The sequence below is a fragment of the Methylobacterium sp. Leaf85 genome (assembly GCF_001422125.1).
Lineage (GTDB): Bacteria > Pseudomonadota > Alphaproteobacteria > Rhizobiales > Beijerinckiaceae > Methylobacterium > Methylobacterium bullatum.
In genome coordinates, this window is the sequence record NZ_LMME01000006.1 from 68516 (window position 1) to 94115 (window position 25600).

General features: G+C 66.8%; 27 protein-coding genes. 16 read left to right on the forward strand and 11 right to left on the reverse strand.

Features of this window, described 5'->3' with window-relative positions:
• Nucleotides 1-15 precede the first annotated feature (15 nt).
• The 3 genes from ASF08_RS24600 to ASF08_RS06345 all read left to right on the forward strand — a co-directional run bounded on the left by ASF08_RS24600 (nucleotide 16) and on the right by ASF08_RS06345 (nucleotide 2876).
• On the forward strand, nucleotides 16-837 hold the full coding sequence (locus ASF08_RS24600; protein ID WP_156629482.1) for a hypothetical protein: 822 nt from the start codon (nucleotides 16-18) through the stop codon (nucleotides 835-837).
• 436 nt (nucleotides 838-1273) lie between these two features.
• Nucleotides 1274-1537 carry a hypothetical protein gene (locus ASF08_RS24605; RefSeq protein ID WP_156629483.1) on the forward strand — a complete coding sequence of 88 codons (264 nt, stop codon included), beginning with the start codon at nucleotides 1274-1276 and terminating at the stop codon, nucleotides 1535-1537.
• 451 nt (nucleotides 1538-1988) lie between these two features.
• Nucleotides 1989-2876 (forward strand): collagen-like protein, encoded by an 888-nt coding sequence (locus ASF08_RS06345; protein ID WP_244474471.1) that lies wholly within the window; start codon nucleotides 1989-1991, stop codon nucleotides 2874-2876.
• Here ASF08_RS06345 and ASF08_RS06350 read toward each other — a convergent pair.
• The 3 genes from ASF08_RS06350 to ASF08_RS06360 form a co-directional block, all read right to left on the reverse strand.
• The gene (locus ASF08_RS06350; protein WP_056142792.1) at nucleotides 2871-4106 is read right to left on the reverse strand and encodes a TIGR03862 family flavoprotein; all 1236 of its coding nucleotides are present in this window, start codon (nucleotides 4104-4106) and stop codon (nucleotides 2871-2873) included. The two genes, ASF08_RS06345 and ASF08_RS06350, sit on opposite strands and share 6 nt — an antisense overlap.
• Before the next feature lie 58 nt (nucleotides 4107-4164).
• On the reverse strand, nucleotides 4165-4929 hold the full coding sequence (locus ASF08_RS06355; RefSeq protein WP_056142794.1) for a ComF family protein: 765 nt from the start codon (nucleotides 4927-4929) through the stop codon (nucleotides 4165-4167).
• 116 nt (nucleotides 4930-5045) lie between these two features.
• Nucleotides 5046-5273, reverse strand: a complete 228-nt coding sequence (locus ASF08_RS06360) for a hypothetical protein (protein WP_056142796.1) — start codon at nucleotides 5271-5273, stop codon at nucleotides 5046-5048.
• 100 nt (nucleotides 5274-5373) lie between these two features.
• On the opposite strand from ASF08_RS06360, the gene ASF08_RS06365 reads away from it, so the two are divergent.
• Together ASF08_RS06365 and ASF08_RS06370 are read left to right on the forward strand one after the other, a co-directional pair.
• Nucleotides 5374-6300: a methyltransferase domain-containing protein gene (locus ASF08_RS06365; RefSeq protein WP_056142798.1), complete on the forward strand. Its 927-nt coding sequence runs from the start codon at nucleotides 5374-5376 to the stop codon at nucleotides 6298-6300.
• A gap of 10 nt (nucleotides 6301-6310) precedes the next feature.
• Entirely contained in the window at nucleotides 6311-6670 is a 360-nt protein-coding gene (locus tag ASF08_RS06370; protein ID WP_056142801.1) for a DUF427 domain-containing protein, read from the forward strand.
• Nucleotides 6671-6688: 18 nt separating this feature from the next.
• Here the strand turns inward: ASF08_RS06370 and ASF08_RS06375 are convergent, their stop codons facing one another.
• From ASF08_RS06375 to argJ, 4 genes are read right to left on the reverse strand one after another with little or no spacing between them, the layout of a single operon-like run.
• Nucleotides 6689-8224: a DUF6880 family protein gene (locus tag ASF08_RS06375; protein WP_056142803.1), complete on the reverse strand. Its 1536-nt coding sequence runs from the start codon at nucleotides 8222-8224 to the stop codon at nucleotides 6689-6691.
• Nucleotides 8225-8276: 52 nt separating this feature from the next.
• Nucleotides 8277-8696, reverse strand: a complete 420-nt coding sequence (gene mutT / locus ASF08_RS06380) for an 8-oxo-dGTP diphosphatase MutT (RefSeq protein WP_056142805.1) — start codon at nucleotides 8694-8696, stop codon at nucleotides 8277-8279.
• Complete coding sequence (locus ASF08_RS06385) at nucleotides 8693-9424, reverse strand: SIMPL domain-containing protein (RefSeq protein ID WP_056142808.1); 732 nt, start codon at nucleotides 9422-9424, stop codon at nucleotides 8693-8695. Before ASF08_RS06385 ends, mutT begins: the two co-directional genes overlap by 4 nt.
• Nucleotides 9421-10671: a bifunctional glutamate N-acetyltransferase/amino-acid acetyltransferase ArgJ gene (gene argJ, locus ASF08_RS06390; protein ID WP_018042090.1), complete on the reverse strand. Its 1251-nt coding sequence runs from the start codon at nucleotides 10669-10671 to the stop codon at nucleotides 9421-9423. Before argJ ends, ASF08_RS06385 begins: the two co-directional genes overlap by 4 nt.
• Nucleotides 10672-10958: 287 nt before the next feature.
• Between argJ and ASF08_RS06395 the strand changes: the two genes are divergently transcribed.
• Complete coding sequence (locus ASF08_RS06395; RefSeq protein WP_018042091.1) at nucleotides 10959-11363, forward strand: hypothetical protein; 405 nt, start codon at nucleotides 10959-10961, stop codon at nucleotides 11361-11363.
• 110 nt (nucleotides 11364-11473) lie between these two features.
• Here the strand turns inward: ASF08_RS06395 and ASF08_RS06400 are convergent, their stop codons facing one another.
• A complete protein-coding gene (locus tag ASF08_RS06400; RefSeq protein WP_056142813.1) occupies nucleotides 11474-12004 on the reverse strand; it encodes a PRC-barrel domain-containing protein in 531 nt (176 codons plus the stop codon).
• Nucleotides 12005-12185: 181 nt separating this feature from the next.
• On the opposite strand from ASF08_RS06400, the gene ASF08_RS06405 reads away from it, so the two are divergent.
• From ASF08_RS06405 to ASF08_RS06415, 3 genes are all read left to right on the forward strand, one after another.
• Nucleotides 12186-12743: a glutathione peroxidase gene (locus tag ASF08_RS06405; RefSeq protein WP_018042093.1), complete on the forward strand. Its 558-nt coding sequence runs from the start codon at nucleotides 12186-12188 to the stop codon at nucleotides 12741-12743.
• A gap of 380 nt (nucleotides 12744-13123) precedes the next feature.
• Nucleotides 13124-13351: a hypothetical protein gene (locus ASF08_RS06410; RefSeq protein ID WP_018042094.1), complete on the forward strand. Its 228-nt coding sequence runs from the start codon at nucleotides 13124-13126 to the stop codon at nucleotides 13349-13351.
• Nucleotides 13352-13439: 88 nt separating this feature from the next.
• Entirely contained in the window at nucleotides 13440-13679 is a 240-nt protein-coding gene (locus ASF08_RS06415; protein ID WP_018042095.1) for a hypothetical protein, read from the forward strand.
• On the opposite strand, the gene ASF08_RS25445 is transcribed toward ASF08_RS06415, so the two are convergent.
• Both ASF08_RS25445 and ASF08_RS06425 read right to left on the reverse strand, forming a co-directional pair.
• Complete coding sequence (locus ASF08_RS25445) at nucleotides 13676-13882, reverse strand: hypothetical protein (protein ID WP_056142817.1); 207 nt, start codon at nucleotides 13880-13882, stop codon at nucleotides 13676-13678. The two genes, ASF08_RS06415 and ASF08_RS25445, sit on opposite strands and share 4 nt — an antisense overlap.
• A gap of 43 nt (nucleotides 13883-13925) precedes the next feature.
• On the reverse strand, nucleotides 13926-15188 hold the full coding sequence (locus tag ASF08_RS06425) for a GGDEF domain-containing protein (protein ID WP_056142820.1): 1263 nt from the start codon (nucleotides 15186-15188) through the stop codon (nucleotides 13926-13928).
• Nucleotides 15189-15567: 379 nt separating this feature from the next.
• Here ASF08_RS06425 and ASF08_RS06430 point away from each other — a divergent pair, with 379 nt between their 5' ends.
• Nucleotides 15568-16194 carry a nitroreductase family protein gene (locus tag ASF08_RS06430; protein WP_056142825.1) on the forward strand — a complete coding sequence of 209 codons (627 nt, stop codon included), beginning with the start codon at nucleotides 15568-15570 and terminating at the stop codon, nucleotides 16192-16194.
• 10 nt (nucleotides 16195-16204) lie between these two features.
• Nucleotides 16205-17824, forward strand: coding sequence for an AMP-binding protein (locus ASF08_RS06435; protein ID WP_056142828.1), 1620 nt, complete (start codon nucleotides 16205-16207; stop codon nucleotides 17822-17824).
• Nucleotides 17825-17912: 88 nt separating this feature from the next.
• Here the strand turns inward: ASF08_RS06435 and ASF08_RS06440 are convergent, their stop codons facing one another.
• A complete protein-coding gene (locus ASF08_RS06440; protein ID WP_056142831.1) occupies nucleotides 17913-18587 on the reverse strand; it encodes a hypothetical protein in 675 nt (224 codons plus the stop codon).
• A 149-nt stretch (nucleotides 18588-18736) separates the two neighbouring features.
• On the opposite strand from ASF08_RS06440, the gene ahcY reads away from it, so the two are divergent.
• The 5 genes from ahcY (at nucleotide 18737) to tsaE (ending at nucleotide 25501) form a co-directional block, all read left to right on the forward strand.
• Nucleotides 18737-20137 carry an adenosylhomocysteinase gene (ahcY, locus tag ASF08_RS06445; protein ID WP_018042100.1) on the forward strand — a complete coding sequence of 467 codons (1401 nt, stop codon included), beginning with the start codon at nucleotides 18737-18739 and terminating at the stop codon, nucleotides 20135-20137.
• A gap of 312 nt (nucleotides 20138-20449) precedes the next feature.
• Nucleotides 20450-23023 (forward strand): sensor histidine kinase, encoded by a 2574-nt coding sequence (locus ASF08_RS06450; protein WP_056142834.1) that lies wholly within the window; start codon nucleotides 20450-20452, stop codon nucleotides 23021-23023.
• Nucleotides 23024-23126: 103 nt separating this feature from the next.
• The gene (locus ASF08_RS23815) at nucleotides 23127-23411 is read left to right on the forward strand and encodes a type II toxin-antitoxin system RelE/ParE family toxin (RefSeq protein ID WP_082473096.1); all 285 of its coding nucleotides are present in this window, start codon (nucleotides 23127-23129) and stop codon (nucleotides 23409-23411) included.
• A complete protein-coding gene (locus ASF08_RS06455) occupies nucleotides 23401-23709 on the forward strand; it encodes a HigA family addiction module antitoxin (RefSeq protein WP_056142884.1) in 309 nt (102 codons plus the stop codon). Before ASF08_RS23815 ends, ASF08_RS06455 begins: the two co-directional genes overlap by 11 nt.
• Before the next feature lie 187 nt (nucleotides 23710-23896).
• Nucleotides 23897-25501, forward strand: a complete 1605-nt coding sequence (gene tsaE, locus ASF08_RS06460) for a tRNA (adenosine(37)-N6)-threonylcarbamoyltransferase complex ATPase subunit type 1 TsaE (protein ID WP_156629485.1) — start codon at nucleotides 23897-23899, stop codon at nucleotides 25499-25501.
• Nucleotides 25502-25600 lie beyond the last annotated feature (99 nt).

Consider the following 25600-nt stretch of genomic DNA (forward strand, 5'->3'; position numbering starts at 1 on the left):
AAGTGAGATAATGGTATGGCCGTGGATTTGATGAGGCTTATCAACGCGAAGCATAAGCTAAATAGGGCTATTGAGCATATTGATGAGTTGGCCAACCTGTTGGCTAATTTTGAGGAAGGTGGATTTCACACCTTTGTGCTAGAAAACGATGATGCTGGCAAACCACACATTGTATTGCGGTATACAGATTTGCCGGTGAAGGCATCGATTATATGCGGAGAATTTGCATATCAAGCCAGGTCTGCCCTAGATATTGCTTTCGTGCAAACAGCTATAGATAATGGATCGACAAAAGAGCGTCTGGGATTTCCCTTTGCTAAGAGGCGAATAGATTTACTGTCAGGTAAAACGCCTCAAGTAAATTCGCTTGCAGAGGTGCCCGCAGCTGTTCGGCAAGCGGTGCTTGATTTTGAGCCCCATGAAGAAGAAGGCGGGGATGTTTTCCTGGTAGGATTAAATCATATTTGTAACAACGATAAGCATCTTGATTTGTTGAATTTAACCGCATCTGTTGGTCATGCGATGTCGTTCAATCGTGATAATGAAGGCTCTGAAGAAGACGGACTGTTGGCTGCCGGCTTTATGGGAACGCTGGCTGCTAAGGTCGACACTCTATATGGTTGGTTTGGATATAGGGGTGAAATCAGTATTCCAGTTGGCTTCTTGAGTTGCACTCCTGAGAGAATGGTAGAAATCGCAAATCGTTATATTAAAATGCATCCGCGTGTATTAATTAAAAATGAAAAATTGTCCTTAGATTATGATGTAATTGAAGCGTGCGTGCAGATTATAAATAGGGTTGGCGACGTTATCGAGGCGATTGAGAATTCGGTATAGGCAACTGGAATTCTTAGAAAGCGGTATCTCATTCTTTTTGGCCTATTATCAAAGGGCATAAAATGGCGAAGATTGGTTTAATCGGCGGCGGTCTACTCATTTTATTTGTGCTTGTTGCTCTCATTTCCGGTGATAACAGCACCCTTCCTCAGAAGATTGAGCGGGAGTGCAAGAAATCATATGGGAGCCAAGGGGAGACAGCGGTCCTCGAGTGCCAGGCCAATATGTCGATCCGCTACCTACAGGACGCTGAGAAGGATCGGGCCAGCAGCACGTATGGCCGCATCCGATAGCGTGGATCCATCGAGTAAATCAGGCCTTGCCCCTTACGCCGAAGACACATTCGTCCACAGGCTTGGTAACGGCTCCTTCATTCCCGCTTGTTCTCTCTTTGTTCTGGTTGCAGCATATGCTCGTTCCAACCGGAGGAGCCTGCATGGCTACGAAGAGCGATCGAACTGTTCCGACATTCTGCGTCCAAGCCTTCCATACGAAAGGGCGTGGCATTGAGCCCGAAGCGCCGACTGCGGCTGATGATGAAGCTCATGCGCTTCGCCTCGGAGAACGGCTTGCGACGAGGAAGGCGGGCGTGGTCGTGCTCCGCCACGATAGCGATCCGTCGCTAGGAGATTTTGACGAGCCGGTGGTGATCGCTATCCATGGCCGGGTGCCGCCGATCTTCCAGGATCTGCCTTTCTAGGACATCGCCCAGCATCCCACCTACGCATCGGGGCGAGGTTTGACGCCCCGATGGCAAGCATCTGATATGTATGGAGAAAATGGCGATTTGCTTGAATTGGCGAAATTACGCGTTCGCGTCCCACCTATGGAAGCCGCCGGAAATCGAGTTCTCGAAAGATCAGGCACTTAGCGAAACCGGCCGTCTAGCGAACCGTCATTCCGCGACATATGAACCTGCGCTATAACGGCGGCCCTAGAAAATGCCGGGTGTCCGCTAAACGGTTGTGACGTGTTGGGAAATTCGCGTAGTCCCGTCAGATCCCGCCTATTCCCGGATGTGACGTATGATCCTGCGGGTTACAACCGGACCCGGCATTGTCCCTCCGCCGTGCCGGACCTCCGGCGCATCAGCCTGGAAAGAACCCATGCGCCTCGACCATGCCGCCAAGTGCCCGGCCCCGACAGGCTTCATGACCAAATCATTGATGGGATTGATGATCCTCGCCGGGCTCGCGGCCGGTCCGGCAGCGGCTCAGGCGCCCGGCCAGGTCAGTCCCGGCCAGCCCGGCGGTGGGATGAGCGCCGCCCCTGCGACGGATGCCGCCGCGGCCCCAAGGCCCAGGGCGGCCAGGCCCAAGCGGGTCGTGGCGCCGTCGCAGCCGATCCAGGTCTACGATGCGCGGATCGAGGCGGGGGATCTGCGGATCTCCGGCAGCGTGCGCAAGGCCGGCACCGTCGTGATCCTCGACGAGGACATCTCGGTGATGGCCGATTCGCGCGGCCGATTCCTGTTCCGTCTGCCCTATCGGCCCGCCACCTGCGTCGCGGCGCTGAAGGCCGGCGAGGACGAGAGGGAGGCCGTGGTGGCCAATTGCGCGCCGGCCGGTGAACCCGGCCCCAAGGGCGATGCCGGCCCGCAGGGAGAGCCCGGTCCCCAGGGCATGGCAGGGCTTGCCGGTGCGCCGGGTGTGGCGGGGCCCGCAGGCGAGGCCGGGCCGAAAGGGGAGGCGGGACCGAAGGGCGACGTGGGACTCAAGGGGGAGACAGGCCCGCAGGGGCCGGTCGGCCCCAAAGGCGACGTTGGTCCCAAGGGGGAAACGGGTCCCAGGGGGCCTGCCGGTCCTCAGGGCGAACCGGGAGCGGCGGGCCTCACCGCCAGCGCCGCCAACTCCACCCTGCGTCCCGTCCGCAACGAGAATTGCTCGTCCGGTGGCTGCGAGTTGAGCTGTGACAGCGGCGAGGCCTTCGTCTCGGCCTATTGCCTGTCCTCAGGCAGTCCGTCCTTCGCCAATGGCGGCGCCAGCGCGTCCTGTCCGTCCGACGCCAAGGGCATGGTCGGCTTCTGCTCGCGTCTATAGGTCCGGGCCGGCCTCATCGAGCCAGTCCATCATCCCGGCGGCCGCCGCACGGGCGCTGGAAAAGGCGCCCTGCAACAGGTAGCCGCCGGTGGGGGCTTCCCAATCCAGCATCTCGCCGGCGACGAACGCGCCGGGCCGCGCCTTCAGCATGAAGCGGGAATCGATGGCCTCGAAGGCGACGCCCCCCGCCGTGGAGATCGCCCGCTCGATCGGACGGGGAGCGAGCAGGCGCAAGTGAGCCGCCTTGATCAAGGCGGCGAGTTCGCCCGCCGAGGATGGAAGGGCGCGGCCGGCCGCCTCGCGCAGCAAACTCGCCGCCACGGGATCGAGCCCCGCATCCTTGCGCAGGCGCGTGGCGAGCGACGCCCCCGGCTTGTACGACGCGAGGCGTCGCATCAGCGCATCCTCGGTCAGGTCCGGCCGCAGATCGAGGACGAGACGGGCCTCACCCTCGGCTTCGATCTCATCGCGGATGAGGCGCGACAGGGCATAGACCGCCCCGCCCTCGATCCCGTCCGCGGTGACCATGGCTTCGCCGCGCACGGTCTCGTCGCCGAGACTGAGCGCGACGCGCTTCAGGGGTGTCCCGGCGAAGCGTTCGCGGAACACGTCCGACCACGGCACGCTGAAGCCGACATTGGCGGGTTTGAGGGGCGAAACCTTTATCCCGGCCCCGGTGAGAAGCGGGACCCAGGTCCCGTCCGAGCCGAGCCGTGGCCAACTCGCTCCGCCAAGGGACATCAGGGTCGCCTGGGGGGCCACCGTGAGGCGCCCGTCCGGGGTCTCGAAAGCCAGGCTTCCATCCGCGTCCCAACCGAGGAAGCGATGACGGGTGAGGATGCGGACGCCGATAGTGTCGAGCCGCCCCAGCCAGGCCCGCAGGAGCGGGGAGGCCTTGAAGCTCTTCGGAAAGACCCGCCCGCTGGAGCCGATGAAGGTCGGCTGGCCGAGCCCCTCGCACCAGTCCCGTAGAGCCTGCGGGGAGAAGGCGTCGATCGCTCCGGCGAGGGGCGGCTGGGCCGGGTGGTAGCGCTGGTGGAACGATGCCAGCGGCTCGCTATGGGTGAGGTTGAGGCCGCCCCGCCCGGCGATGAGGAACTTGCGCCCCACCGAGGGCATCCGCTCGTAGAGCGTGACGCGATGGCCGGCTCCCGCCAGCATTTCGGCGGCAGCGAGCCCCGCCGGGCCGCCGCCGATCACCGCGATGTCTCGTGACGTCGATCCTGTCATGGACGTTGGGAGGCCGTGGCGGAGCCCGGCTGTCAAGGGCGGAGGTCGGTTTGTTGGCTTAGCCTGCCTCGGCGGCGACCAGGGCGAAGGTGAGGACGTCCACCGAAGCCGCTCCTCCCCGCAAGAGCACCCGCGAGGCGGCATTGGCGGTGGATCCGGTGGTGGTGACATCATCGATGAGCAGGATTCTTCGCCCCTGGAGCCTGGGCTTCGCCGATGCGGGGACCCGGAACGCGCCCTGGAGATTCGTCGCCCGCGCCGCGCGGCTGAGCCCGACCTGCGAGCGCGTCGCCTTCACCCGGGCGAGAAGCGAGGTCTCACAGGGCAGGGAAGCGATGCGGCCGATGCCACGGCCGAGGAGGGCGGCCTGGTTGAAACGGCGACGCCACAGGCGCGTCCAATGAAGCGGTACCGGCACGAGGCAATCGGCCTCCCGCAACAGCTCGGCCCCGGCCGCCGCCATCATCCGCGCCATGGGGGCGGCGAGGTCGAGCCGATCCTCGTATTTCAGGCGGTGGACGAGATCACGCGCCACATCGTCGTAGAGCGCGACGGCTCTCGCCCGTCCGAAGACGGGAGGATCGGCGATGGCGCGCGGGGACAACAGGGGGCCGATCCCCAGATCGACGGGAAACGGCGTGCCGAGGCGCTGGCAATAGGGCTGCTCGATGAGGCGCAGGCTCGACCAGCAGCGGGGGCACAAAGCATGCGGATCCGAGGTGGCGGCGCCGCAGCCGGCGCAGGTCGGCGGGTAGATCAGGCCGAGGGCGCCCGCCGAGATCGAACGGACGCCTCGCCGAAGAAGCTGGGCGGCGGACACCATGCCCCTTGATTAGACCCGGTTCGCCGCTTCGCGAAGACCTTGCACAGGGAGGACCTTGCGCAGGCAAAACCTTGCGCAGGATTGTCCCGGCGAAGCGACGTCCGGAAAGCGGCGCCTTACTGCGCGGCGGGCTGCTGGCCCTGGTTCTGCTGCTTGTCCTTCTTGTTGGCCCTGTGGTGGCCGATGGCGCATCCGGCCACCGCTCCCATCTTGCCGTGCCCGGCCATATGGCCGGCGACGCCGCCCACGAGGGCGCCCTTGATGCAGCCCTTGGCTTCGGCAGCCCCACTCAGCGAGAAGGCCGCGAGGGTGTACAAGGCGATTCCCGTCAGAAGTCGAATCATGAATCCGGTCTCCGGTTTCCGTTATGATGCGCCAACCTCCCGCCGCTCTGCCCCGTTCCGGCTGGCAGGATCACGTTTTCGCGCCAGCTATAGGAGCGAGATGACCAGCCCACCGCCCCTCTTCGATACGGCCCTTGCCCGTCTTCGCCTCCTACGCGCCACCCGTGCGGGCTATGCCGATTTCCTGCTGGCGCGACTCGCCGAGGATCTCGACGATCGTCTCGCCGCGGTGCTGCGCCCCTTTCCCGAGGCGCTCGACCTCGGGACACCGAGTTCCGCTCCCGCCCGCCATCTTCTGCGCTCCGGCCGTGTCGGCGCCATCACCCGCGTGGCCCCTCTGGCCGAGGCCGGCGATGGTCTCGCCCTCATGGTCGGCGATCCGGAGGTGCTGCCACTGGCGGCTTCCCATTTCGATCTCGCCGTGTCGCTGCTGGCCCTGCAGCACGTCAACGACCTGCCGGGTGCGCTGGCCCAGCTGCGGCGGGTGCTGAAACCCGACGGGCTGTTCATCGGCTGTCTCCTGGGTGGCCGCACCCTTACCGAACTGCGCCAGGCCTTCGGACAGGCCGAGGTCGAGATCGAGGGGGGGATCAGCCCGCGCGTGGCGCCCTTCGCCGAGGTGCGCGAGATGGGCAGTCTGCTCCAGCGCGCCGGCTTCGCCCTGCCGGTGACGGATGTCGACACGATCACCGTGCGCTATGCCGATCCCTTCGCTCTGATGCGTGACCTGCGCGCCATGGGCCTCACCAACGTGCTGACCGAGCGCCGCCGCACGCCCCTGCGCCGCGATACCCTCATGCGGATGGCCGCGATCTATGCCGAGCGGTTCGCCGATCCCGACGGGCGTCTGAGGGCGACGTTCGAGATCCTGTGGCTCTCCGGCTGGGCGCCGCACGAGAGCCAGCAGAAGCCGCTCAAGCCCGGCAGCGCCAAGTCCCGTCTCGCCGACGCCCTCGGCGTTCCCGAGATCACGCCCGGCAAGATCACGCCCGGCAAGATCACGCCCGGCATGACCAGCGATCCCTGAGGAGACGACCATGAGAGAGCCAGGCCCGGACCACCCCATCACCATCGAGACGAGCCCCCGGCGCGTCCGCGTCATCCTCGCCGGCACCGTGATCGCGGAATCCGGTGCCGCCCTCGTTCTCCGCGAGGCGGCTTACGGGCCGGTCTATTACCTGCCCCGCGCCGATGCCCGCTGGGAGCATTTCACCCCCTCGGCACGCAGGAGCCACTGCCCCTACAAGGGCGAGGCCAGCTACTACACGCTGACGGTCGGCAATACGGTTCGGGCCGACGCGGTCTGGAGCTACGAGGCTCCGTTTCCCGCCGTCGCCGAGATCCGGGATCATCTCGCCTTCTATCCGGACAGGGTGGACGCCATAGAGGTAAGCTGAGCTCCGTCACACGCAAAATCAGCCCTTCACCTTCTCCCAGAAGGCCGATTTCCGTCCGTGCACCTTGCGCAGGGCGTCCCGATAGGCGGCGTGGTCAGGCGTCAGGTCGCCCGGTTCGAGCCGCTGCGCCAGGGCGTCGAGGGTCAGGAGGTGGCGGGCGCCGTAACCGTAGGCGCTGGACCGGCCCTTGCTCAGCATGTCGTCGATCATGCAGCGGTAGAGAAGGCTCGCCGCCTTCGGGCTCGCCTCTTCCAGAGCCTCCGCGGCGGGAGCGAGGATCTCATAGCGGTTGCCGTCCCATGTCGCCGCCTTGTCGATGACGAGGCGCGCGGCGCGATCGAGCTTGGGCCAGTGCACGAGGAAATGCAGGGCGCGGTAGGGGTCGGCGTGAGAGGCCGCATGGTCGAAGGCGCGCTCCAGCGCCTCTTCGTCCTCGAAGTCGGGAAGCTTGGCGACGTAGTCGCGCAGCATCTCGCGGTCGAGACGGGCTTCGAAACACGCCCAGCGCTTTGCCTGCGCCTCCTCTTTGTGGCCGAGAGCGTCGAGGATGCGGATTTCGAGGGAAGCCCGCTCACGCTGAGGCGCGTCCGGGTCGAAGCTTCCCGTCAGCATCTGCTCGCGGGTGACGACGACGATTCCGCGCTTCTGTGGGCGTCCGATCCAGTCGAGCGCCTCGGCGGCGCGGTTTGCCGACAGCAGACGCTCGGCCACGGCCACGATGTCCGGATGGGCGGGGGAGATCGCCTGTTCCAGGGCGATGAAAGCCTCGACGTCGCCGCGCCGGTCGGCCAGGGCCTGGCGCATCCGCAGAAGACGCATGCGCTGCATCTTCCGGTCCCAGCCCTGCGTGCTGAAGGCGGCCGATCGAACCGCCGGTTTGCCCGATGCCTTCGGTTCCGGCGGCGTCGCCGCGGCGAGGGCCGCATCGACCGGATCCAATGCGGTTTCGGGCAGCCCATCCACCACCGTGAGCAGCAGGGCATCGAGGATGCCGAACCCGTCCGTCTCGAGGAGCGGCACCAGTTTCACCGCCAGTTGGGCGGCGTCCGCCGAGGGGAGCTGAAGCGCCAGATCGGCGGCGGCATGCGTCGCCCGTTCGTAGACGCCCACCACCTGACCACTCGAATCATCGACGCGCTCGAGCACGCCCTGTGCCCCGCCGATGAAACGGACCAACCGGTTGAGGGCGGCGTCCACGTCGAGGGGTGCCAGTTCTGAGACGATAGTGGAGACCGTGGCGTCGAGATCCGCCGCGAAGCTGCGCCGCTTCTGCCAGTCGATAAACCCATGGGCCCGCTCCAGGGCGGTGAGCCGCCGGTCGACGAGGGCGGCGACGGCATCGGGCCCCTGCAATCCGGCGATCGCGGCGGTGACGAGCTTTTTGAAGGCGGGATTACGCGCGGTCTCGTCGAGGACGAGGCCGATCAATCGGTCGAGCCCCAGCGGCGCCAAGGTCTCGGGCGACGGCGTGGTCTTGCGCGTGACACGCTTCGGCTTTTCCGCCGCGACCGCGCTCGGCTTGGGGGCCGTCTTTACCGCTGCCTTGCGCGCCATGCTTCCCGTCTCCCGCCTCCGACGGACAACCTGTGGCGGCCGGGTTCTGCCATCAAGGCCCGAGAAGATCGACCAGGAACGGAATCAGCGGCGCATCGGCCGGGGGCATCGGCTGGTCCTTGAGCGCGCGCGGGCGGACCCATTTCAGCGCCTGCCCCTCCATGGAACGGGCCATGCCCTCCCACCGGCGGCAGACATAGAGCGGCATCAGCAGGTGGAAATCGGGATAGGCGTGGCTCGCGAAGGTGAGGGGGGCAAGGCAGGCCTCCTTCACCTCGATCCCGATTTCCTCCCGCAATTCGCGGATCAGGGTTTCCTCCGGCCGCTCCCCTTGCTCGACCTTGCCGCCGGGGAACTCCCAGAGACCGGCGAGCTGCTTGCCCTCCGGGCGCTGGGCCAGGAGAACGCGGCCATCCGCATCCACCAGGGCGACCGCCACCACGAGGAGGATGCGGAACGGAGACGCCGTCACGGCAGAATCGCGAAGCTGGCCGAGACCTCGGCGCTCGTCTCGATCGTGCCCGCCGCCAGCGGCACCGGCACGCCGGAGCGCTTGGACCGCATCGGAGCCGCCGCCATCGCCATCGGCATCCCGCCGCCCTGGGGCGTCGTCTGGATCGACAGGGGCGGTCCGAGCTTCACACCGGCGGTCTCGGCGAGGCGTCCGGCCTGCGCCATCGCATCCTTCATGGCCGCCACCTGCACGGTCGCCTCCGCCGCATTGGGATCCTTCAGGCCGAACGCCACGCCCTCGATCCGGTTGGCGCCGGCATCGAGGGCCTTGCGCATCAGTTCGCCGAGCTTGCCCATGTCGGCGAGGCGGACCCGCAGGCTGTTGGCGGCGCGGTAGCCGTCCGGCTTCTCGGTGATGCTGCCGTCGGGCTGACGCACCTCCCGCGTTCCCTGGGTGAGGGTGACCGCCGTCGTGCCGATATCGCTCTCGCCGACGCCGAACCCGGCCGACAGCGCAATGAGCGCGCGGACGACATTGCTCGCTCCGTCGAGGGCGGCGGCGGGCGTCGCGCCCTTGGCTTCGATCCCGATCTCCACCGAGGCGAAGTCCGGCGGCGTCTCGGCGCGGGCGCGGCCCGTCACCACGATACGGCTCTCGTGCTTGGCCTTATCGTCGTCCGCCAAGGCGGGGATCGCGAGGGCGAGGGCGAGGCTCGCCGCCGCCGCCCGGTGGAGGAGGCGCCTCACGAGCGGTAATCCCCGTTGATCTCGATGTAGCCCTTGGTCAGGTCGCAGGTCCAAACCCGCGCCGTGCCGTCGCCGAGACCGAGGTCCACCGTCACCGAGACATCGGATTCACGCATGACGGCGCTCGCCGCCGCCTCGCTGTAATCCGGGTCGCGGGCGCCCTCGCGGGCCACACGGACGTCGCCGAACCAGATCGCGAGGCGATCGCGGTCGGCGGGCTCGCCTGCCTTGCCGACCGCCATCACGACGCGGCCCCAATTGGCGTCCTCGCCGGCGATGGCCGTCTTCACCAGGGGCGAATTGGCGATGGACATGGCGATACGGTGCGCCGAGGCGTTGCTCGTCGCGCCCTTCACGTTGACGGTGACGAACTTGCGCGCGCCCTCGCCATCCTTGGCGACGAGCTGCGCCAGTTCGATCAAGAGGTCGTCCAGCGCCGCGCGGAAGCCCGAGAGGCGGGCGTCGCCCGGATCGGTCACGGGCGCGTTGCCGGCCGCTCCCGTGGCGAACAGCATCAGCGTGTCGGAGGTGGAGGTGTCGCCATCCACCGTCACGCAGTTGAAACTCGTCTGCGTGCCGGCGCTCAGAAGGGTCTGGAGCACGACTTGGGGCAGGGCCGCGTCGGTGAAGACGAAGCTCAGCATCGTCGCCATGTCGGGGGCGATCATGCCCGCGCCCTTGGCGATGCCGTTGATCGTCACCGTCGTCCCGTCGATCGTCGCCGTGCGCGTGCCGAGCTTGGGGAAGGTGTCGGTGGTCATGATCGCCTGCGCCGCCGCCGCCCAGGCTTCGGGGCCGGTCTCGGTCCGCGAGGCGCAATCCGCCAGCACGCCCTCGAATTTCGTCGCGTCGAGCGGTTCGCCGATGACGCCGGTGGAGGCGATGAAGATCTCGTCGGGCCGGCATCCCGCCGCCTCGGCGCCGATCTTGGCGGTCAGCGCCACGGCGTCCCGGCCGCGAGAGCCGGTGAAGGCGTTGGCGTTGCCGGAATTGACGATCAGCGCGCGGGCGCCTTCGCGCGCCAGCGCCTCGCGACACCAATCCACAGGGGCCGAGGGGCATTTGGAGCGGGTGAACACTCCCGCCGCCTGCGTTCCCGGCTGCATCGCGAGGTAGAGCACGTCGGTGCGTCCGGAATAGCGGATGCCGGCCTGCGCAGTGGCGATGCCGACGCCGCCGATGGGGGGAAGCTCGGGCACGCTCGTCGGGGCGAGGGGCGAGACGGGAGTGGCTTTGGCTGATGACATCGGTCTGTCGGGCTCCGGCTGTCCGCCGCGAACGGTGGCGTCCCACGGCGGCGCCGTGTTGCCCCGTGCGCTGCCGCCCCGTCAACCGCCGGAGCGGCGGATGCGCCGCCGATCCAGGGAACAGTCGAGCCGGAGAGGAATTCCCTTGATACAGGTCGCCTACTGGCACAGGCTCCTTGTCTTGCGACGCCATCGCATCATACGATGCTGCGTCGCACAGTGATCGCAGTGCCGGTGGCGGCTCGTGCCGATCCAGGCATGTCCCGACAGGAACAGGAGTTTCGATCATGGAATCGACGGCTTCCACCGGAGGAGCCTATGGCGTTCAGGTTCTGATCGCCGGACGACAGAAGCATTGGCGCGACGAGGTCGCCTCGCAGATCCGGCGCGCCGGCTACTCGGCGACGACCGTCGATTCGGGTGTCGATGCGATGACTGTCCTGGCGCTCGGCCTGCCGGTCGACGTGCTGGTGACCGATATCAGCCTCAAAGGCGAGTTGTGTTCCACCAAGCTGGTTCTGGAAGCACGCGCATTGCGGCCCGACCTGCGGATCGTCTTCGCCAACGAGCCGTCATGCGATCCTCTGCCCGACGTGATCGACGAGGGGGCCGACGATGTGTTCGTCACGAACGAAGTGAGAAACGATGCTGTCGCCAGCACCGTGCGCGAGGCTCTCTGCACGCGCAACTGAGGCGGGCTGGCCGAACCTGGGATTTGAGCGAGAGAGGCGGCCGAGGCAACGATGTCTCGGCCGCCTCTCTCGTTTGATGACCGCAACCGGGATGCGCGGCGAGATCGATCTCAGGGAGCCGTCTTGCTCTCCGCCGGCTTAGTCTCGGACGCCTTCGTGTCCGCCGGCTTCGCGTCGCCGGAATTGGGCTTGGCCTGGCCGAGATAGACATATTCCGGTGCGGCGCGGAGCTGGTCCTTGTTCGTGTCGATCGTCGCCTTCAGCGTCTTGTCGTCGACGCGGGTGAGCTTCAGGGCGCTGGGGTCGACGGCCACGTATTTCGTGCCGATGCCGAGGAAGCCGCCGACGCCGACCACCCAGGCCTTGATGGTGCTGCCCTCGTCGAGAACGATGTCGGCGATCTCGCCGATCGTCTCGTTGGCGCCGTTCTGGATCGTCAGGCCGATCAGCTTGGACGTGACCCGGTCCGTCGGCGTCTGGGCGACGAAGGTCGGACGCAGATCGTTGCTGAGGGTCGCGGGGGCCGCCGGCACCGGTGCCGTGCCCGCATTCTGCGGTTCCGTCGTCTGAGCAGCGGCGATCGTCGCTCCCGCGAAGACGAGGGGCGTTGCGAGGGTCGCTGCAAGCAACAGGATGCGCATAGGGCGTGTCTTTCCGCTCTGGGTTCGGGGGTCGAACTCGGTCCTCGCTCAAGCTGAGCCCTTGCGAAAGGTTCCACCGACCCCGCGCCCGATGGTGGACAGGCCGGAAGAGCGGACTAGTTTCAGCTGAGCCAAGGATGAGCCGATTCCCATCCTGGGCTCTGCAAGGGAGCGACCCTCGATGACCCTACTTCGCCGACAGGCCCTGTTTCTTCTCGGCACCGTCATCGCCACCGGCGCGCGCGCCGCGACCAGCGACGGCAATGCGGGGGCCTTCACCTTCGAGAAACCGGAGGGCGGGCTGATCGCCCTCAAGGATTTCGCCGACAAGCCGATCCTCATCGTCAACACCGCCACCGCCTGCGGCTTTGCCGGGCAGTTCTCCGGGCTTCAGGCTCTGTGGACGCGCTTCGGCGGGCGCGGCCTGACGGTGATCGCCGTGCCGTCGCCGGATTTCGGCAATCAGGAGCCCCTCGACGGCGTCGCCATCGCCGAGGCGGCCCGCAAGAATCACGGCGTCACCTTCCCGGTCGCTGCCAAGACCCATGTGCGCGGGCCGCAGGCCCATCCGTTCTATCGCTGGGCCGCCGCCGAGAAGCCCGGCTCCACGCCGAACTGGAACTTCCACAAATACCTCGTCGGCAGAAACGGAAGCCTGGTCGGCGCCTATCCCTCGTCGGTCGAACCCAACGATCCCCGTATCGTCACCGCCATCGCAGGTGAGCTGAGCCAGAGCTGACGCCCCATGGGCGCGTCATCGAGGGATGTCGCGGGGTGGGAGAAACGAATCGGCCCGCTCAGGTCTCACGACGCGCCGCCGAACCTCCCCGCCCGGTGACCGTTCGTAGGCGGGTTGGGCGCGCGGTGGGGCGGCCGAGGGGTAGTTCGACGCGAACGGATTGGCCGGCACGCGCTCGGGGCTGCCGAACAGGCTTCCGCCCGATTGGGCAAAGGCCGCCGGACAGGCGAGAACCGCGCAGAGGGACGCAGCAGGCAGGAGAAGGCGCATCGCCGGATCTTTCGCATTCCATTCGGTCGTTGACGCCATAGCCCGGCTTCCCACATCCGGCGAGGCCCACCGGACGGGCCGTGATCCGCCGGCCCGGAAGGAAGGCAGAGATGGACCCTCACGAATTCGAGCATGACGGCACACGTTACGAGGTGCACTTCGAGCGGGTGGCCGAGGGCTGGATCTGTAGGATTCTCCGGGAAGGCGGAGATGCCGCCCATATCATGGCGTTCCCTGACGGAATCGGCTTCGACCAGAGAGAGGTGCGGGAGTCTCTGATCGCCGGTTGTGAGGCCGCCGTGGCCGTCCTGGACCCCATTCCGCCCACCCGGCACTGAGCCTGCGACGGAACCTCGGACAGCCCCGCTCCGTTCGCCATGCCGAGCACGTGGCGCCACAACGCAGGCGCCGTGAGGAGGAACCCGCATGTCCGAGATCACCTATCGCATCGTCGAACACGATGGCGGCTTCGCCTACAAGGTCGGCGACGTCTTCTCCGAGACCTTCCCCAGCCACGACGAGGCCCTGCAGGCTGCCCAGGCCGCCGCCGCCGAGCAGCAGGTGCCGGGCTCCACGGAAGGCATCCGCTACCAGGACGGCAAGGGCGACTGGCACGACGAGACCGCCCAGGGCAACGACCGTCCCACGGCGAAGGTCGTCGATTAGTCCACCCCCAGCCCGCGCAGGCCTCGTCCTTCCATCGGGCGAGTCCGGCGCGGGCTGAGGTCCGGACCGGACGAGTGGATCGGTCGCCAGGTGCCGGAGGCGGATGCGGCCGGTGTTCCAAGCACCATCCGGACCGAGATTTCCGTCTCGCGCGGGCCGGGTTCGTTGTGGATCGCGAAGAGCGGCGCCGATGCTGCCTTCATCGCGCGATCGCCATGGTCGAGACCATGACGCGGGGCGTGGGGTTCATCCCGCCTTGGCGATGGGTGGTTTCTGATTGACGCTCCAATGGGCGGCGGCCACCCGTCGTGTGGGGCCTCCATCACCGTTGCCGGCCTTGCCGTTGCGGGAGGTCCGGTTCCGGCCCGCGCCCTTCGCTTCGTAGAGCGCCATGTCGGCCGCCTCGACCAGTCCCCCGGCCGTGACCGCGACGCCGCAGCTCGTCGCCACCCCGATGCTGACGCTGACGAAGCCGAGATCGTCGTCCCTGTTGCCGTGCAGGAGACCCTTCTCGGCGACGCAGCGTCGGAACCGTTCCGCGAATCCAAAGGCTTCGTCGGGGTCTTTGGCGTGCATGAGGACGGCGAATTCCTCGCCGCCATAGCGGCACACGAACGCCCCCGAGCCCGCGGCCGTCTTCGCCAGGAGGGTGGCGACCTCACGCAGGCATGTGTCGCCGGCGCCGTGTCCGTAATGATCGTTGAAGAGCTTGAAGTGGTCGACGTCGATCAACATCACGGCGAAATGCCGGCCGGCCAGGCTGGCCTCCCAGAACTCCGAGAGCTCGCGGGCGAAAGCCCGGCGATTGGCGATGCCGGTGAGCGAATCGGTGGTGGAGAGGTGGGCGAGGGTGGTGTTGTCCTCGGCCAGCCGCTTGGCGCGCAGGGTCTCGCGCAGGTTGACGAGATAGTCCCGGCGGTTCGCGGCTTCGATCCTGTAGGTGGCGACGAGGCTGAAGAGGATGCCGGTCATCATGTCGAGACCGAGGACGCCCCCTACGGAAGGAACGATTTCCGGCTTGAGACACAGCCCCGCCACCACGGCCACGGCCGTGATGCCCGACAGGAAGCAGGCCCAGAAGAACCGCAGGGGCAGGGTGATGTTGGCGAAAAGGACGCTGAGCCAGATCGTTGCCGTGGTCAACGAGACCAGGGGACCCGTTCCCATCCAGAAGATCAGGATGGGGATGCCGGTGGCGGCGAGCATGCCGATTCCGCCGATGGCCTCCCGAACCGGCCCGCTGACCCGCCCCACCGCCCAGATGATGAGCAAAGCGAGCGGAGTCATCGCAAAGACGCGCAACCCGACATTGAGGAGGGCCAGGTCCGGCGTCGTCACGAAACCGGCGATGTTGTAGATGTGGAAGACCACCATGCCGAGGATGACCGTGCGACGAATGTCGCGGATGCGTTTCTCGCGGGTGTCATCCTCGAAGCGTGCTTCGAGATCGGAGTCGAAGGCGAGCTTCAAGCTCTGCGTGTGCAGCTGCCGGTCGATGGCGTCGAGCATGCGTGCGTCTTCGCCGACGCTCGAGGCAACGAGCGCTGGCTTCACGTCAATATTCAACCGGCAAATGGATTGTTCAGTCACGCGATGCGTCCACGGCTCACCGTCATTCGCCCCGAAGTCACCCTGGTCCAAGCCTTGGACCGCACCGTCCTAAACAGCGAAATCGCCGTTTCGTCCCATCGCTGGGTCAAATAGGCCTCCAGCCTGGATGAATATACCTAACGACTCTGAATTTTTCTGAAAACGGTCGATCAAATCCAATCGATTTTTTTGCAACCAAAAATGGAATTAATCCCCGCTTTGGTTCGTGCGCGCAGGGGGACATTTGCGCTTTGCACCCAACCTCGTGCATCTCCCCCTGAACGCTTCGCCGGCACGAATGTGCCATGCGGATTCGTCACCCTTGGAGATTGCCTTGCCGCCTCGTCAGCCCGACCACGAGATCGACCCGCTCTTCATCGAGCGCCGCTCGCCGCGCGCCTTTACGGGAGAGGCCGTGCCGGAAGCCGAGTTGCTGCGCATGTTCGAGGCGGCGCGATGGGCGCCGTCGGCGTATAATTCGCAGCCCTGGCGCTTCCTCTACGCCCTGCGCGACACGCCCGACTGGCAGGTGTTCTTCGACCTGATCGTGCCCGGCAACCAGAAATGGGTGAAGGACACCGGCGCCATCGTCATCCTAGTCTCGAACACGCAGATGAAGGTCGGCGACGAGCTCAAGCCGTCCTGGAGCCATTCCCTCGATGCCGGCGCGGCCTCGGCGAATTTCCAGCTCCAGGCCATTCGCCAGGGCTGGCACGCGCACGGGATGACCGGCTTCGACCGGGAGCGCACGATCACGGCCCTCAACGTACCGGAGACCTACCGGGTCGAGGCCGCCTATGGCGTCGGCCGCATGACCGAGGCCGCCGATCTCACGGAGGAGCAGACCGCGAAGGAGAGCCCGACCGGCCGTCGTCCGATCACGGATTTCGTCTTCGCCGGCGGCTTCCGAACCGCCGGGGAGTGAGGTCTCCGTCGTGCTGAAACCGGCCTCCGATTACGATGCCCTGGTGTCGGGTTTCGCCTGGGACATCCCCGAGCGGTTCAACATCGGCGTCGATGTCTGCGACCGCTGGGCCGGGATCGAGCCGGATCGCGCCGCGATCCACGACGTCTCGTCCTCGGGGGCGGTGACGACGACGACCTTCGGAGACCTGAGCGAGGCGTCGAACCGCCTCGCTCACGCCCTCGTCGGGCTCGGCCTGCGCCCGGGCGACCGCGTCGGGGTGCTTCTGCCCCAATCGGCCGCCGTCGTGGTCGCCCATGCCGCCGCCTACAAGCTCGGCGCCATCGCCCTGCCGCTGGCGGGCCTGTTCGGCCCGGAGGCGCTGGAATACCGCCTGTCGGATTCCGGTGCCGTCGCGCTCGTCACTGATGCGGCCGGACTGGCGAAGATCGAGGGCATTCGCCACGCCCTGCCGGCCCTCGCCCATCTCGTCTGCCTCGACGGTGCCGCCGAGGGCGTGCACGCCTATGCCGACCTGATCGGCTCGGCCCCGGCGGGCTTCACGGCCATCGACAGCCGGGCCGACGATCCGGCCCTGATGATCTACACGTCAGGCACCACCGGCCTCGCCAAGGGGGCGCTCCACGCCCATCGCGTGCTCCTCGGCCATCTGCCGGGCTTCTGCATGATGCACGACTTCCCCCCCAAACCCGGCGACCTGATGTGGACGCCGTCCGACTGGGCCTGGGCGGGCGGGCTCCTCAACGCGGTCTTGCCGAGCCTGCATCACGGCGTGCCGGTGGTGGCGCGGGCCACCGCGCGGTTCGCGCCGGAGACGGCCCTGGCGCTCATCGCCGAACTCGGCATCACCACGACCTTCCTGCCACCCACCGCCCTCCGGATGCTGCGCGGCGTGCCCGACCCGCGCGGGCGGTTCGACCTCTCACGCCTGCGCAACATCGCCTCGGCCGGCGAGGCCCTGGGGCCCGAAACCTTCGAATGGGTACGCGGCGAACTCGGCCTCACCATCGGGGAAGCCTACGGCCAGACCGAGTGCAACCTCGTCCTCGCCTCCTGCAAGGCGGCGGGGATCGCGCGCGCCGGCTCCACCGGCCGGCCGGTGCCCGGCCACTGGGTCACGATCCAGCGCGCCGACGGCAGCGAGGCGGCGGTGGACGAGCCCGGCGAGATCTGCGTCGCCCGGCCCGACCCGGTGATGTTCCTCGGCTACTGGAACCAGCCCGAGGCCACCGCCGCCAAGTTTCGCGGCGAGTGGATGCTCACCGGGGACACCGCCCGGCGGGATGCCGACGGCTACGTCCATTTCATCGGCCGCGAGGACGACCTCATCACCTCGGCGGCCTACCGCATCGGGCCGGTGGAGATCGAGGATTGCCTCCTGCGCCATCCGGCGGTCGCCTCCGCGGCGGCGGTGGGCAAGCCGGACCCGCTCCGCACCGAGATCGTCAAGGCCTTCGTGGTCCTGCGGGAAGGGGTCGCCGCGAGCGACGCCCTGGCCGACGAGATCAAGGCCTTCGTCCGCTCGCGCCTCTCCGCGCACGAATATCCGCGCGAGATCGCGTTTCGCGAGTCCCTGCCGATGACGACCTCGGGCAAGATCATCCGGCGGCAGTTGCGGGACGAGGGCTGAGGCTCATCGACCGCTTGAGCGCACCGAGGACGGTCTCGTCGGGCGGCCAGATGCCGGGCAGGTCATCGGAAATGACTTTGGGGGCGGGTCAGGGACCGGGTGGAACGGCCCCGTCCCTGGCTTCCTGCAGCCGGCGAACCCATTGCCAGAACGGGTCGTCGCTCGCCTTGGCGAAACTGTCCGGCGGCGCCGGTACGATCTCCGAGACCGTTCTGGGGATCGTCACGCCGTAGGTCGTCGTCAGCCAATCCCGGAAGGGCGGGTTGTCCACCTCCATCTCGTAATCCGGTTCGTCCTCCGGCTCCGCGTCGGGATGCGCGAGCCCGGTCCCCAACTCGTTGTGCCCGATGGCCAGGAGCCGGAGGAAATCGAGGGGCGTCTGCCCGAGCACGCAGAGGCCGTCGCCCTCGGATCCGAGATGGACGATGCGCTGACATCCTTCGTCATCGAGCCAGAAGGCCGCGTAGGAGCCGTCCGCACCCGTCCGGGCGAAGGGGATCAGGCGCGCGGCAGTGTCCGGGTTTCCGAACCAGCCCTCGGCGTAGGAGCGGGCCTCGTCCTCCCGCTCGACCCGGAACAGAACGACCGCGCCCCGGTAGGGCGGTTCCAGAGGCTGAAGCGTCCCGAACCTGTCGCCGGGCACGCGTTGGCTTTCGTGCAGAAGGCCCCGCTCCTCGATCCAGTCGAACAGGGAGGCGATCTCCGGCGGCAGCGTGAAGCCGGCCGGCAGGCGTGCGCGCATCTCGTCGGTGAAGCGTCCCATCCGCTCTTTCCTTCCTGTCCCGCGAACCCAAGCCCAAACCGGTGCAGCCTGGAACACGTATAAAGACATCTTTATGTCTTGATTGCTTCGCGCCGGTTCGCCTGCTATAGGCCTCGCCACAACGAAGCGAGAGACGGAGAAGCGACCCCATGGCCCAGGATTACATCGTCAAGGACATCGGTCTGGCCGATTACGGCCGCAAGGAAATTTCGATCGCCGAGACCGAGATGCCGGGCCTGATGGCCACCCGCGAGGAATACGGTCCGTCGCAGCCCCTGAAGGGCGCGAAGATCGCCGGCTCGCTGCACATGACGATCCAGACGGCCGTGCTGATCGAGACCCTGAAGGCGCTCGGCGCCGACATCCGCTGGGTCTCGTGCAACATCTACTCGACGCAGGACCACGCCGCCGCCGCCATCGCGGCCGCCGGCATCCCTGTCTTCGCCATCAAGGGCGAGACGCTCACCGAGTACTGGGACTACACCTCCAAGCTGTTCGACTGGCATGACGGCTCGATGCCGAACATGATCCTCGACGATGGCGGCGACGCCACGATGTTCGTTCATCTGGGTCTCCGCGCCGAGAACGGCGACACCGCCTTCCTCGACAAGCCCGAGTCGGAAGAAGAGGAGATCTTCTTCGCCCTCCTGAAGAAGAAGCTCGCCGAGAAGCCGAAGGGCTGGTTCGCCGGCCTCGCCGATTCGATCAAGGGCGTCTCGGAAGAGACCACCACGGGCGTGCACCGCCTCTACAATCTCGCCAAGGAAGGCAAGCTGCTCTTCCCGGCGATCAACGTGAACGACGCCGTCACCAAGTCGAAGTTCGACAACCTCTACGGCTGCCGCGAGTCCCTGGTGGACGGCATCCGCCGCGGCACCGACGTGATGATGGCCGGCAAGGTCGCCATGGTCGCCGGCTTCGGCGATGTCGGCAAGGGCTCGGCCTCGTCGCTGCGCCATGCCGGCTGCCGCGTGCTGGTCTCCGAGGTCGATCCGATCTGCGCCCTCCAGGCCGCCATGGAAGGCTACGAGGTCGTGACGATGGAAGATGCCGCGCCCCGCGCCGACATCTTCGTCACCGCCACGGGAAACAAGGACATCATCACCCTCGACCACATGCGGGCGATGAAGGACCGGGCCATCGTCTGCAACATCGGCCATTTCGACAACGAGATTCAGGTCGCCGGCCTGAAGAACATGCAGTGGTCGAACATCAAGCCGCAGGTGGACGAGATCACCTTCCCCGACGGCCACCGCATCATCCTCCTGTCGGAGGGACGCCTGGTGAATCTCGGCAACGCCACCGGCCATCCGTCCTTCGTGATGTCGGCCTCGTTCACCAACCAGACGCTCGCCCAGATCGAGCTCTGGACCAACCCGGGCAAGTACGAACGCCAAGTCTACACCCTGCCCAAGGCCCTCGACGAGAAGGTGGCGATGCTCCATCTCGAGAAGATCGGCGTGAAGCTCTCGAAGCTCCGTCCCGATCAGGCCGCCTATATCGGCGTCTCCGAGAACGGCCCCTTCAAGCCGGACCATTACCGCTACTGATCGGACGGGCGGAAGGCGACTTTCGCCGGCCCGCGAATACGGAATGAGAAAGGCCCGGCGTCTCGCCGGGCCTTTTTCGTCACACTCGCCGCGCCGAGGCGGTGCCGCGAGTGTGTCCTTTCTGCGCCGATGTCCGGGCAACCGGTCGGCAACATGGTGAACTTAAGCTTAACCCTCTTCCGGCAGGATTCCGGCTCGCGCTAGTGTGGGGTGATTCCTCATGTGGAGGTAACCTCGCAGCCGCCTTTCGAGGCGTGTCGCGGGTAGGGCGCAGTTGCGCCTCAGCGACGATTCGTAGGGGCGGTACGTGTCATGAGGGTCGATGAAACGGCACGCCTGTACGGGCGTGTCGCCGCTGCCGTCGTCTCTGTCGCGGTCGGTTTCGCGACGGGCATCGCGATGATGAGACAGGCCGCGGCGGCCTCCCCCGATGGAGCGCCCGTGCCGAGTGCGTCGACGCTCGGCTCCGGCTATGCCGGCGAGCAATCATCGTGGGGCTTCGGGCTGCCGCTGCACATGCACAATGCCACCGGCCTCGCGATCCTCATCGGTCTCACGGTTTTCGCGACGATCCTGTCCCTGCTGCATCTGCGCGAGCGCGGGCGGTGGACGCGGCGCGAGCGCGCCCTCATCGCCGACCTGGATACCCTGCGCGGCTCCGAGGACCGGGCCGAGATGCTGCTCAGCTCCGAACGGCAGGTCATCGTCACATGGTCGGGGCGCGGCGAGGCCATCATCGAAGGCGACCTCACCCTCGCCTTCGACGGCAACCGCGTGAAACCCGGCCCGGCCGGGCTCATCCTCGCTTTCGGAACCTGGCTTGTGCCGGCGGATGCGGGCGCGATCGAAGCCTCCCTCGATGCGTTGCGCGAACGCGGCGCCGGGTTCCGGATGACGGTGCGGGCGCAATCGGGGCGGATCATCGACGCGCACGGGCAGCCCTTGGCCGGCCGGGCGCTGCTGCGCCTGCGCGAGACCACCGAGGAACATCGCGAACTCGCTGAATTGCGCGAGACCCTCGACGAGACCAAGCGCGGCTTGTCCGCCCTCGCGAGCCTCCTCGACGCAATTCCCCAGCCGGTCTGGCGCCGGAACCGCGATGGCAGCCTGGCCTGGGTCAACACGGCCTATGTCGCCGCCGTCGAAGCCGGAAGCCGCGAGACGGCCATCGCCGGCGGGATCGAACTCCTGGACCGTCAGGCGCGGGACCTCATCGCCCGCAGCGATGGCGACCGGACGGCATCCGGGGGCAGGGCGGCAAAGCGCCTGTCGGCGGTGGTGGCCGGCGGCCGGCGCATCCTCGACGTCACCGAGGCCGTCATCGATTCGGGCCGCGTGGGCATCGCCGTGGACGTCTCGGAACTCGAGAGCGTCCGCGCCGACCTGCAGCGCCAGATGGACGCCAACGTCCGCACCCTCGACCAGCTTCCCACCGCCGTGGCGATGTTCGACGCGCGCCAGCGGCTGATCTTCCACAATGCCGCCTATCGCCAGCTCTGGAGCCTCGATCAGGCCTTCCTCGATTCCGGCCCCCTGGACGGCGAGATCCTCGATCATCTGCGCGCCGCCCGGAAGCTTCCCGAACAGGCCGACTTCAAGGCGTGGAAATCCGACGTGCTCGCCGCCTACCGCGCCGTGGAGGCCAGCGAAACCTGGTGGCATCCGCCCGATGGACGCTCGCTGCGTGTGGTCGCCGATCCCAATCCCCAGGGCGGCCTGACCTACCTGTTCGACGACGTCTCCGAGAACGTGAAGCTCGAATCCCGCTACAATGCCCTGATGCGGGTGCAGGCCGAGACCCTGGACACGCTCAAGGAACCGGTGGCGGTGTTCGGCGCCGATGGCCGCCTGACTTTCGCCAATCGTGCCTTCTCGACTTTGTGGCGCCTGGAGCAGGAGACCCTCGGCGAGCGTCCGCGCGTCGATGCGGTGATCGATGTCTGCCGCAAATTGTCGCCGGACGAGGAGCCCTGGCTCGATATCCGTGGTGCCATCACCGGCCTCGAGAGCCGGGCGGGCCTGACCTGTCGTCTGGAGATCGTGGACGGCACGGTGCTCGATTGCGCCGCACAGCCCCTGCCGGAGGGGGCGACGCTGCTCACCCTCATCGACGTCACCGCCAGCGTGAACGTGGAACGGGCGCTGACCGACAAGAACGACGCCCTGGAACGGGCTTCGCAGCTGCGCGACACCTTCGTCCACCACGTCTCCTACGAACTGCGCTCGCCGCTGACCAACATCATCGGCTTCACCCAGCTTCTCGGCGACGAGACCGTGGGCGCGCTCAACGAGCGCCAGCGCGAATATTCCGATCACATCATGCGCTCCTCGGGGGCGCTCCTCGTGATGATCAACGACATTCTCGATCTCGCCTCGATCGATGCCGGTTCCCTCGAACTCGCCCGCGAGGTCATCGACGTCCGGGCGACGGTGGAGGCGGCCGCCCGCGGCCTGGAGGACCGTCTGGCCGAATCCGCCATCGGCCTCGATCTCGACATGCCCGCCGATATCGGCAGTTTCGTCGCCGACGGAAAGCGCGTGCGGCAGATCCTGTTCAACCTCCTCTCCAATGCCGTCGGCTTCTCGTCACCCGGCCAGGTGGTTCGCGTCACGGCCCACCGGACGGAGACGGAGCTCACCCTGACCGTCCGCGACGAGGGTCGTGGCATGCCGGAAGACGTCGCCGCGCGGGTGTTCGACCGTTTCGAGAGCCGCACCCTCGGAACCCGCCATCGCGGCGTCGGCCTCGGCCTCTCCATCGTACGCTCGTTCGTGGAGCTCCATGGCGGCCGGGTGGAACTCGCATCGAAGCCGGGGAGCGGCACCCGCGTGACCTGCACGTTTCCCGTCAACGTCGCGGAGCCGAAACGCGCGGCGGCGGAATAGGGTAGAATGATCGGTCAACCCCAAAGGCTGGCCCCACCAAGATTCTTTTGGGAGAGTGTAACGCGATGCTTGACGGTGTCGCGTGGCGGGTTACACAGCTGTCATGATCAAGAGCTTCCGCAGCAGAGCGTTGAAGCGGTTTTGGGGGAAGGGCGACGCGTCCGGGCTACGACCGGATTGGGTCAAGCAGATTGCGCGCCAGCTCGATCTGCTCGATCAGGCTGTTCGCCCTGAGGACATGGACGTCGTCAGCTACGGTTTCCATGCCCTTTCAGGTGATCGAGCGGGTCGTTTCTCCGTCACTGTTTCACGGAACTGGCGGTTGACCTTCGGATTCGATGGTCCAGATGCCGTCGATGTCGACGTGGAGGATTATCATGGCTCATGAAACCCGTCGCGACCCGGCCCGCATGCCCACCCATCCCGGCGAGATTTTACGGGACGACATCCTTCCGGCACTGAACATGCCCGTTTCGACCGCTGCGAGGCATCTCGGCGTGACACGTCAGGCGTTGCACCGCGTCTTGGCAGGGACGACGGGCGTTTCACCGGAAATGGCGCTTCGCCTCGGCAAGTTCTGCGGTAACGGTCCGGATGTCTGGCTCCGCATGCAGGCAGCTCATGATCTGTGGCATGTAGCGCAGACGCTCGATGTGAGCGGGGTTCCGACGATGACTGCGGCCTGAGCGTTTTTCCCGCACGCTCGCGCAGACGAGAATTGTCGGAACGGACATGGCCCGCTCGCGCCGCTGGCCCGCACATGCGTCACCCCTTAGGGTGAGCGGCGATTTTGATTAAGGGTGCTTGCGTAAGATGAGCGGCGCGCCTCACGTCTCGGCCATTCCGTGGCCGGGCTTCGAGGCCGCAGTGCAAATGGCGCGGACGGAGGATGTGGCGGTGAGTGAGGACGGTTCGGGCGAGCCCCGGCGCGAGACCAAAGCCGCCTGGGCCTTCGTCCTTCCCGACGAGGGCGCCACGGAGGATCTCGGCCGCTTTCTCGCGGAGTTCCTGCTGCCGGGCGACATCGTCGCCCTGTCCGGCGGGCTCGGCGGCGGAAAGACCACCCTTGCGCGGGCGCTGATCCGCGAACTCACGGGCGAGCCTGAGCTCGAAGTCCCGAGCCCGACCTTCACCCTGATCCAGCCCTACGAAGGCAAGAACGGCCGGCAGATCGTCCATGCCGACCTGTACCGCCTGCGCGGGCCGGACGAATTGGTGGAACTCGGCTTCGACGAGATGACCGAGACCGCGATCACCCTGGTGGAATGGCCCGAGCGCCTCGGCTTGCGTGATGGGCCTATCCTGTCCGTCGACCTGTCGCTGCGGCCGGAATTCGGTGAGGGCTCGCGCTTTGCCCGCATCGACGGCCAGGGCGGCATGCGCGCCCGCATGCAGCGTGCCCGCGCCCTCCGCGCTCTCCTCGACCGCAGCGGCTGGGACGAGGCGGAGCGCATCCTCATGCAGGGCGATGCGTCCTCGCGCGCCTACGAGCGTCTGGTGAAACCGGACGGGACCAGGGCCGTGCTGATGATCTCCCCGGCGCGGCCGGACGGGCCGCCGGTGCGCAACGGCAAGCCCTACAGCGCCATCGTCAAGCTGGCCGAGAGCGTCCACGCCTTCGTCGGCGTCGACCGTGGTCTTCGCGCCCTCGGCTTCTCGGCACCCCGCATCTACGGCGAAGATCTCGACGAAGGCCTGCTCATCATCGAGGATCTGGGCTCGGAACCCGTGGTGGATGCCAATGGCCCGCGCCCCGAGCGCTATGCCGAGGCGGTGCGCCTCCTGGCCAAGCTCCATGCCACCGAGCTCCCCGGGGTTCTCCCCGTCGCCGATGGGGTCGACCACGTCCTGCCGCCCTACGATCTCGAAGCGCTGCTGTTCGAGACCGAGCTCCTGCCGGATTGGTACTGCCCGTCGGTACTCGGGACCTCCCTGCCCGCACCCGCCCGCTCCGAATTCGTGGCGCTCTGGGCCGAGGTGCTGCGCGGCGTCGAGCCGGAACGTCCGACCTGGACCCTGCGCGACTATCATTCGCCGAACCTGATCTGGATGCCCGAACGCGAAGGGCTGGAGCGCATCGGCGTCATCGATTTCCAGGACGCGGTGCTCGGCCACCCCGCCTACGATCTCGCCTCCCTGCTGCAGGATGCCCGGGTCGACGCCACGGCCGAATTCGAACTGCGCCTGCTCGGCCTCTACGTGCGTGAACGGCGCAGTCGCGAGCCGGATTTCGACATGCAGGGCTTCGCGCGGGCCTATGCGGTGATGGCCGCCCAGCGCGCCACCAAGATCCTCGGCATCTTCGCTCGGCTCGACAAGCGGGACGGCAAGCCGGCCTATCTCGCGCATCTGCCCCGGATCGAGGGCTATCTCGCCCGCAACCTCGCCCATCCGGCGCTCACCCGCATTCGCCTGTGGCACGAAGAGCATCTGCCCCATCTCGTGGCCAAGGAGCCGGCGGAGGAGGGCGAGGCCTGAGCCCGTGGAGGCGGGCGCCGGTGACCGAGGCCAGCGAGAAAGCCAGGGCGAGCGCGTGGAGCGATTGCCCTGCGGGGCCGCGCTTTCGGGCTTGACCCG

Bases quoted from the DNA above. Each gene is read 5' to 3' on its own strand.
- ASF08_RS24600 (WP_156629482.1), top strand. From the start codon at position 16: ATGGCCGTGGATTTGATGAGGCTTATCAACGCGAAGCATAAGCTAAAT.
- ASF08_RS24605 (WP_156629483.1), top strand. From the start codon at position 1,274: ATGGCTACGAAGAGCGATCGAACTGTTCCGACATTCTGCGTCCAAGCC.
- ASF08_RS06345 (WP_244474471.1), top strand. From the start codon at position 1,989: ATGACCAAATCATTGATGGGATTGATGATCCTCGCCGGGCTCGCGGCC.
- ASF08_RS06350 (WP_056142792.1), bottom strand. From the start codon at position 4,106: ATGACAGGATCGACGTCACGAGACATCGCGGTGATCGGCGGCGGCCCG.
- ASF08_RS06355 (WP_056142794.1), bottom strand. From the start codon at position 4,929: ATGGTGTCCGCCGCCCAGCTTCTTCGGCGAGGCGTCCGTTCGATCTCG.
- ASF08_RS06360 (WP_056142796.1), bottom strand. From the start codon at position 5,273: ATGATTCGACTTCTGACGGGAATCGCCTTGTACACCCTCGCGGCCTTC.
- ASF08_RS06365 (WP_056142798.1), top strand. From the start codon at position 5,374: ATGACCAGCCCACCGCCCCTCTTCGATACGGCCCTTGCCCGTCTTCGC.
- ASF08_RS06370 (WP_056142801.1), top strand. From the start codon at position 6,311: ATGAGAGAGCCAGGCCCGGACCACCCCATCACCATCGAGACGAGCCCC.
- ASF08_RS06375 (WP_056142803.1), bottom strand. From the start codon at position 8,224: ATGGCGCGCAAGGCAGCGGTAAAGACGGCCCCCAAGCCGAGCGCGGTC.
- argJ (WP_018042090.1), bottom strand. From the start codon at position 10,671: ATGTCATCAGCCAAAGCCACTCCCGTCTCGCCCCTCGCCCCGACGAGC.
- ASF08_RS06395 (WP_018042091.1), top strand. From the start codon at position 10,959: ATGGAATCGACGGCTTCCACCGGAGGAGCCTATGGCGTTCAGGTTCTG.
- ASF08_RS06400 (WP_056142813.1), bottom strand. From the start codon at position 12,004: ATGCGCATCCTGTTGCTTGCAGCGACCCTCGCAACGCCCCTCGTCTTC.
- ASF08_RS06405 (WP_018042093.1), top strand. From the start codon at position 12,186: ATGACCCTACTTCGCCGACAGGCCCTGTTTCTTCTCGGCACCGTCATC.
- ASF08_RS06410 (WP_018042094.1), top strand. From the start codon at position 13,124: ATGGACCCTCACGAATTCGAGCATGACGGCACACGTTACGAGGTGCAC.
- ASF08_RS06415 (WP_018042095.1), top strand. From the start codon at position 13,440: ATGTCCGAGATCACCTATCGCATCGTCGAACACGATGGCGGCTTCGCC.
- ASF08_RS25445 (WP_056142817.1), bottom strand. From the start codon at position 13,882: ATGAAGGCAGCATCGGCGCCGCTCTTCGCGATCCACAACGAACCCGGC.
- ASF08_RS06425 (WP_056142820.1), bottom strand. From the start codon at position 15,188: ATGCTCGACGCCATCGACCGGCAGCTGCACACGCAGAGCTTGAAGCTC.
- ASF08_RS06430 (WP_056142825.1), top strand. From the start codon at position 15,568: ATGTGCCATGCGGATTCGTCACCCTTGGAGATTGCCTTGCCGCCTCGT.
- ASF08_RS06440 (WP_056142831.1), bottom strand. From the start codon at position 18,587: ATGGGACGCTTCACCGACGAGATGCGCGCACGCCTGCCGGCCGGCTTC.
- ahcY (WP_018042100.1), top strand. From the start codon at position 18,737: ATGGCCCAGGATTACATCGTCAAGGACATCGGTCTGGCCGATTACGGC.
- ASF08_RS06450 (WP_056142834.1), top strand. From the start codon at position 20,450: ATGAGGGTCGATGAAACGGCACGCCTGTACGGGCGTGTCGCCGCTGCC.
- ASF08_RS23815 (WP_082473096.1), top strand. From the start codon at position 23,127: ATGATCAAGAGCTTCCGCAGCAGAGCGTTGAAGCGGTTTTGGGGGAAG.
- ASF08_RS06455 (WP_056142884.1), top strand. From the start codon at position 23,401: ATGGCTCATGAAACCCGTCGCGACCCGGCCCGCATGCCCACCCATCCC.
- tsaE (WP_156629485.1), top strand. From the start codon at position 23,897: ATGGCGCGGACGGAGGATGTGGCGGTGAGTGAGGACGGTTCGGGCGAG.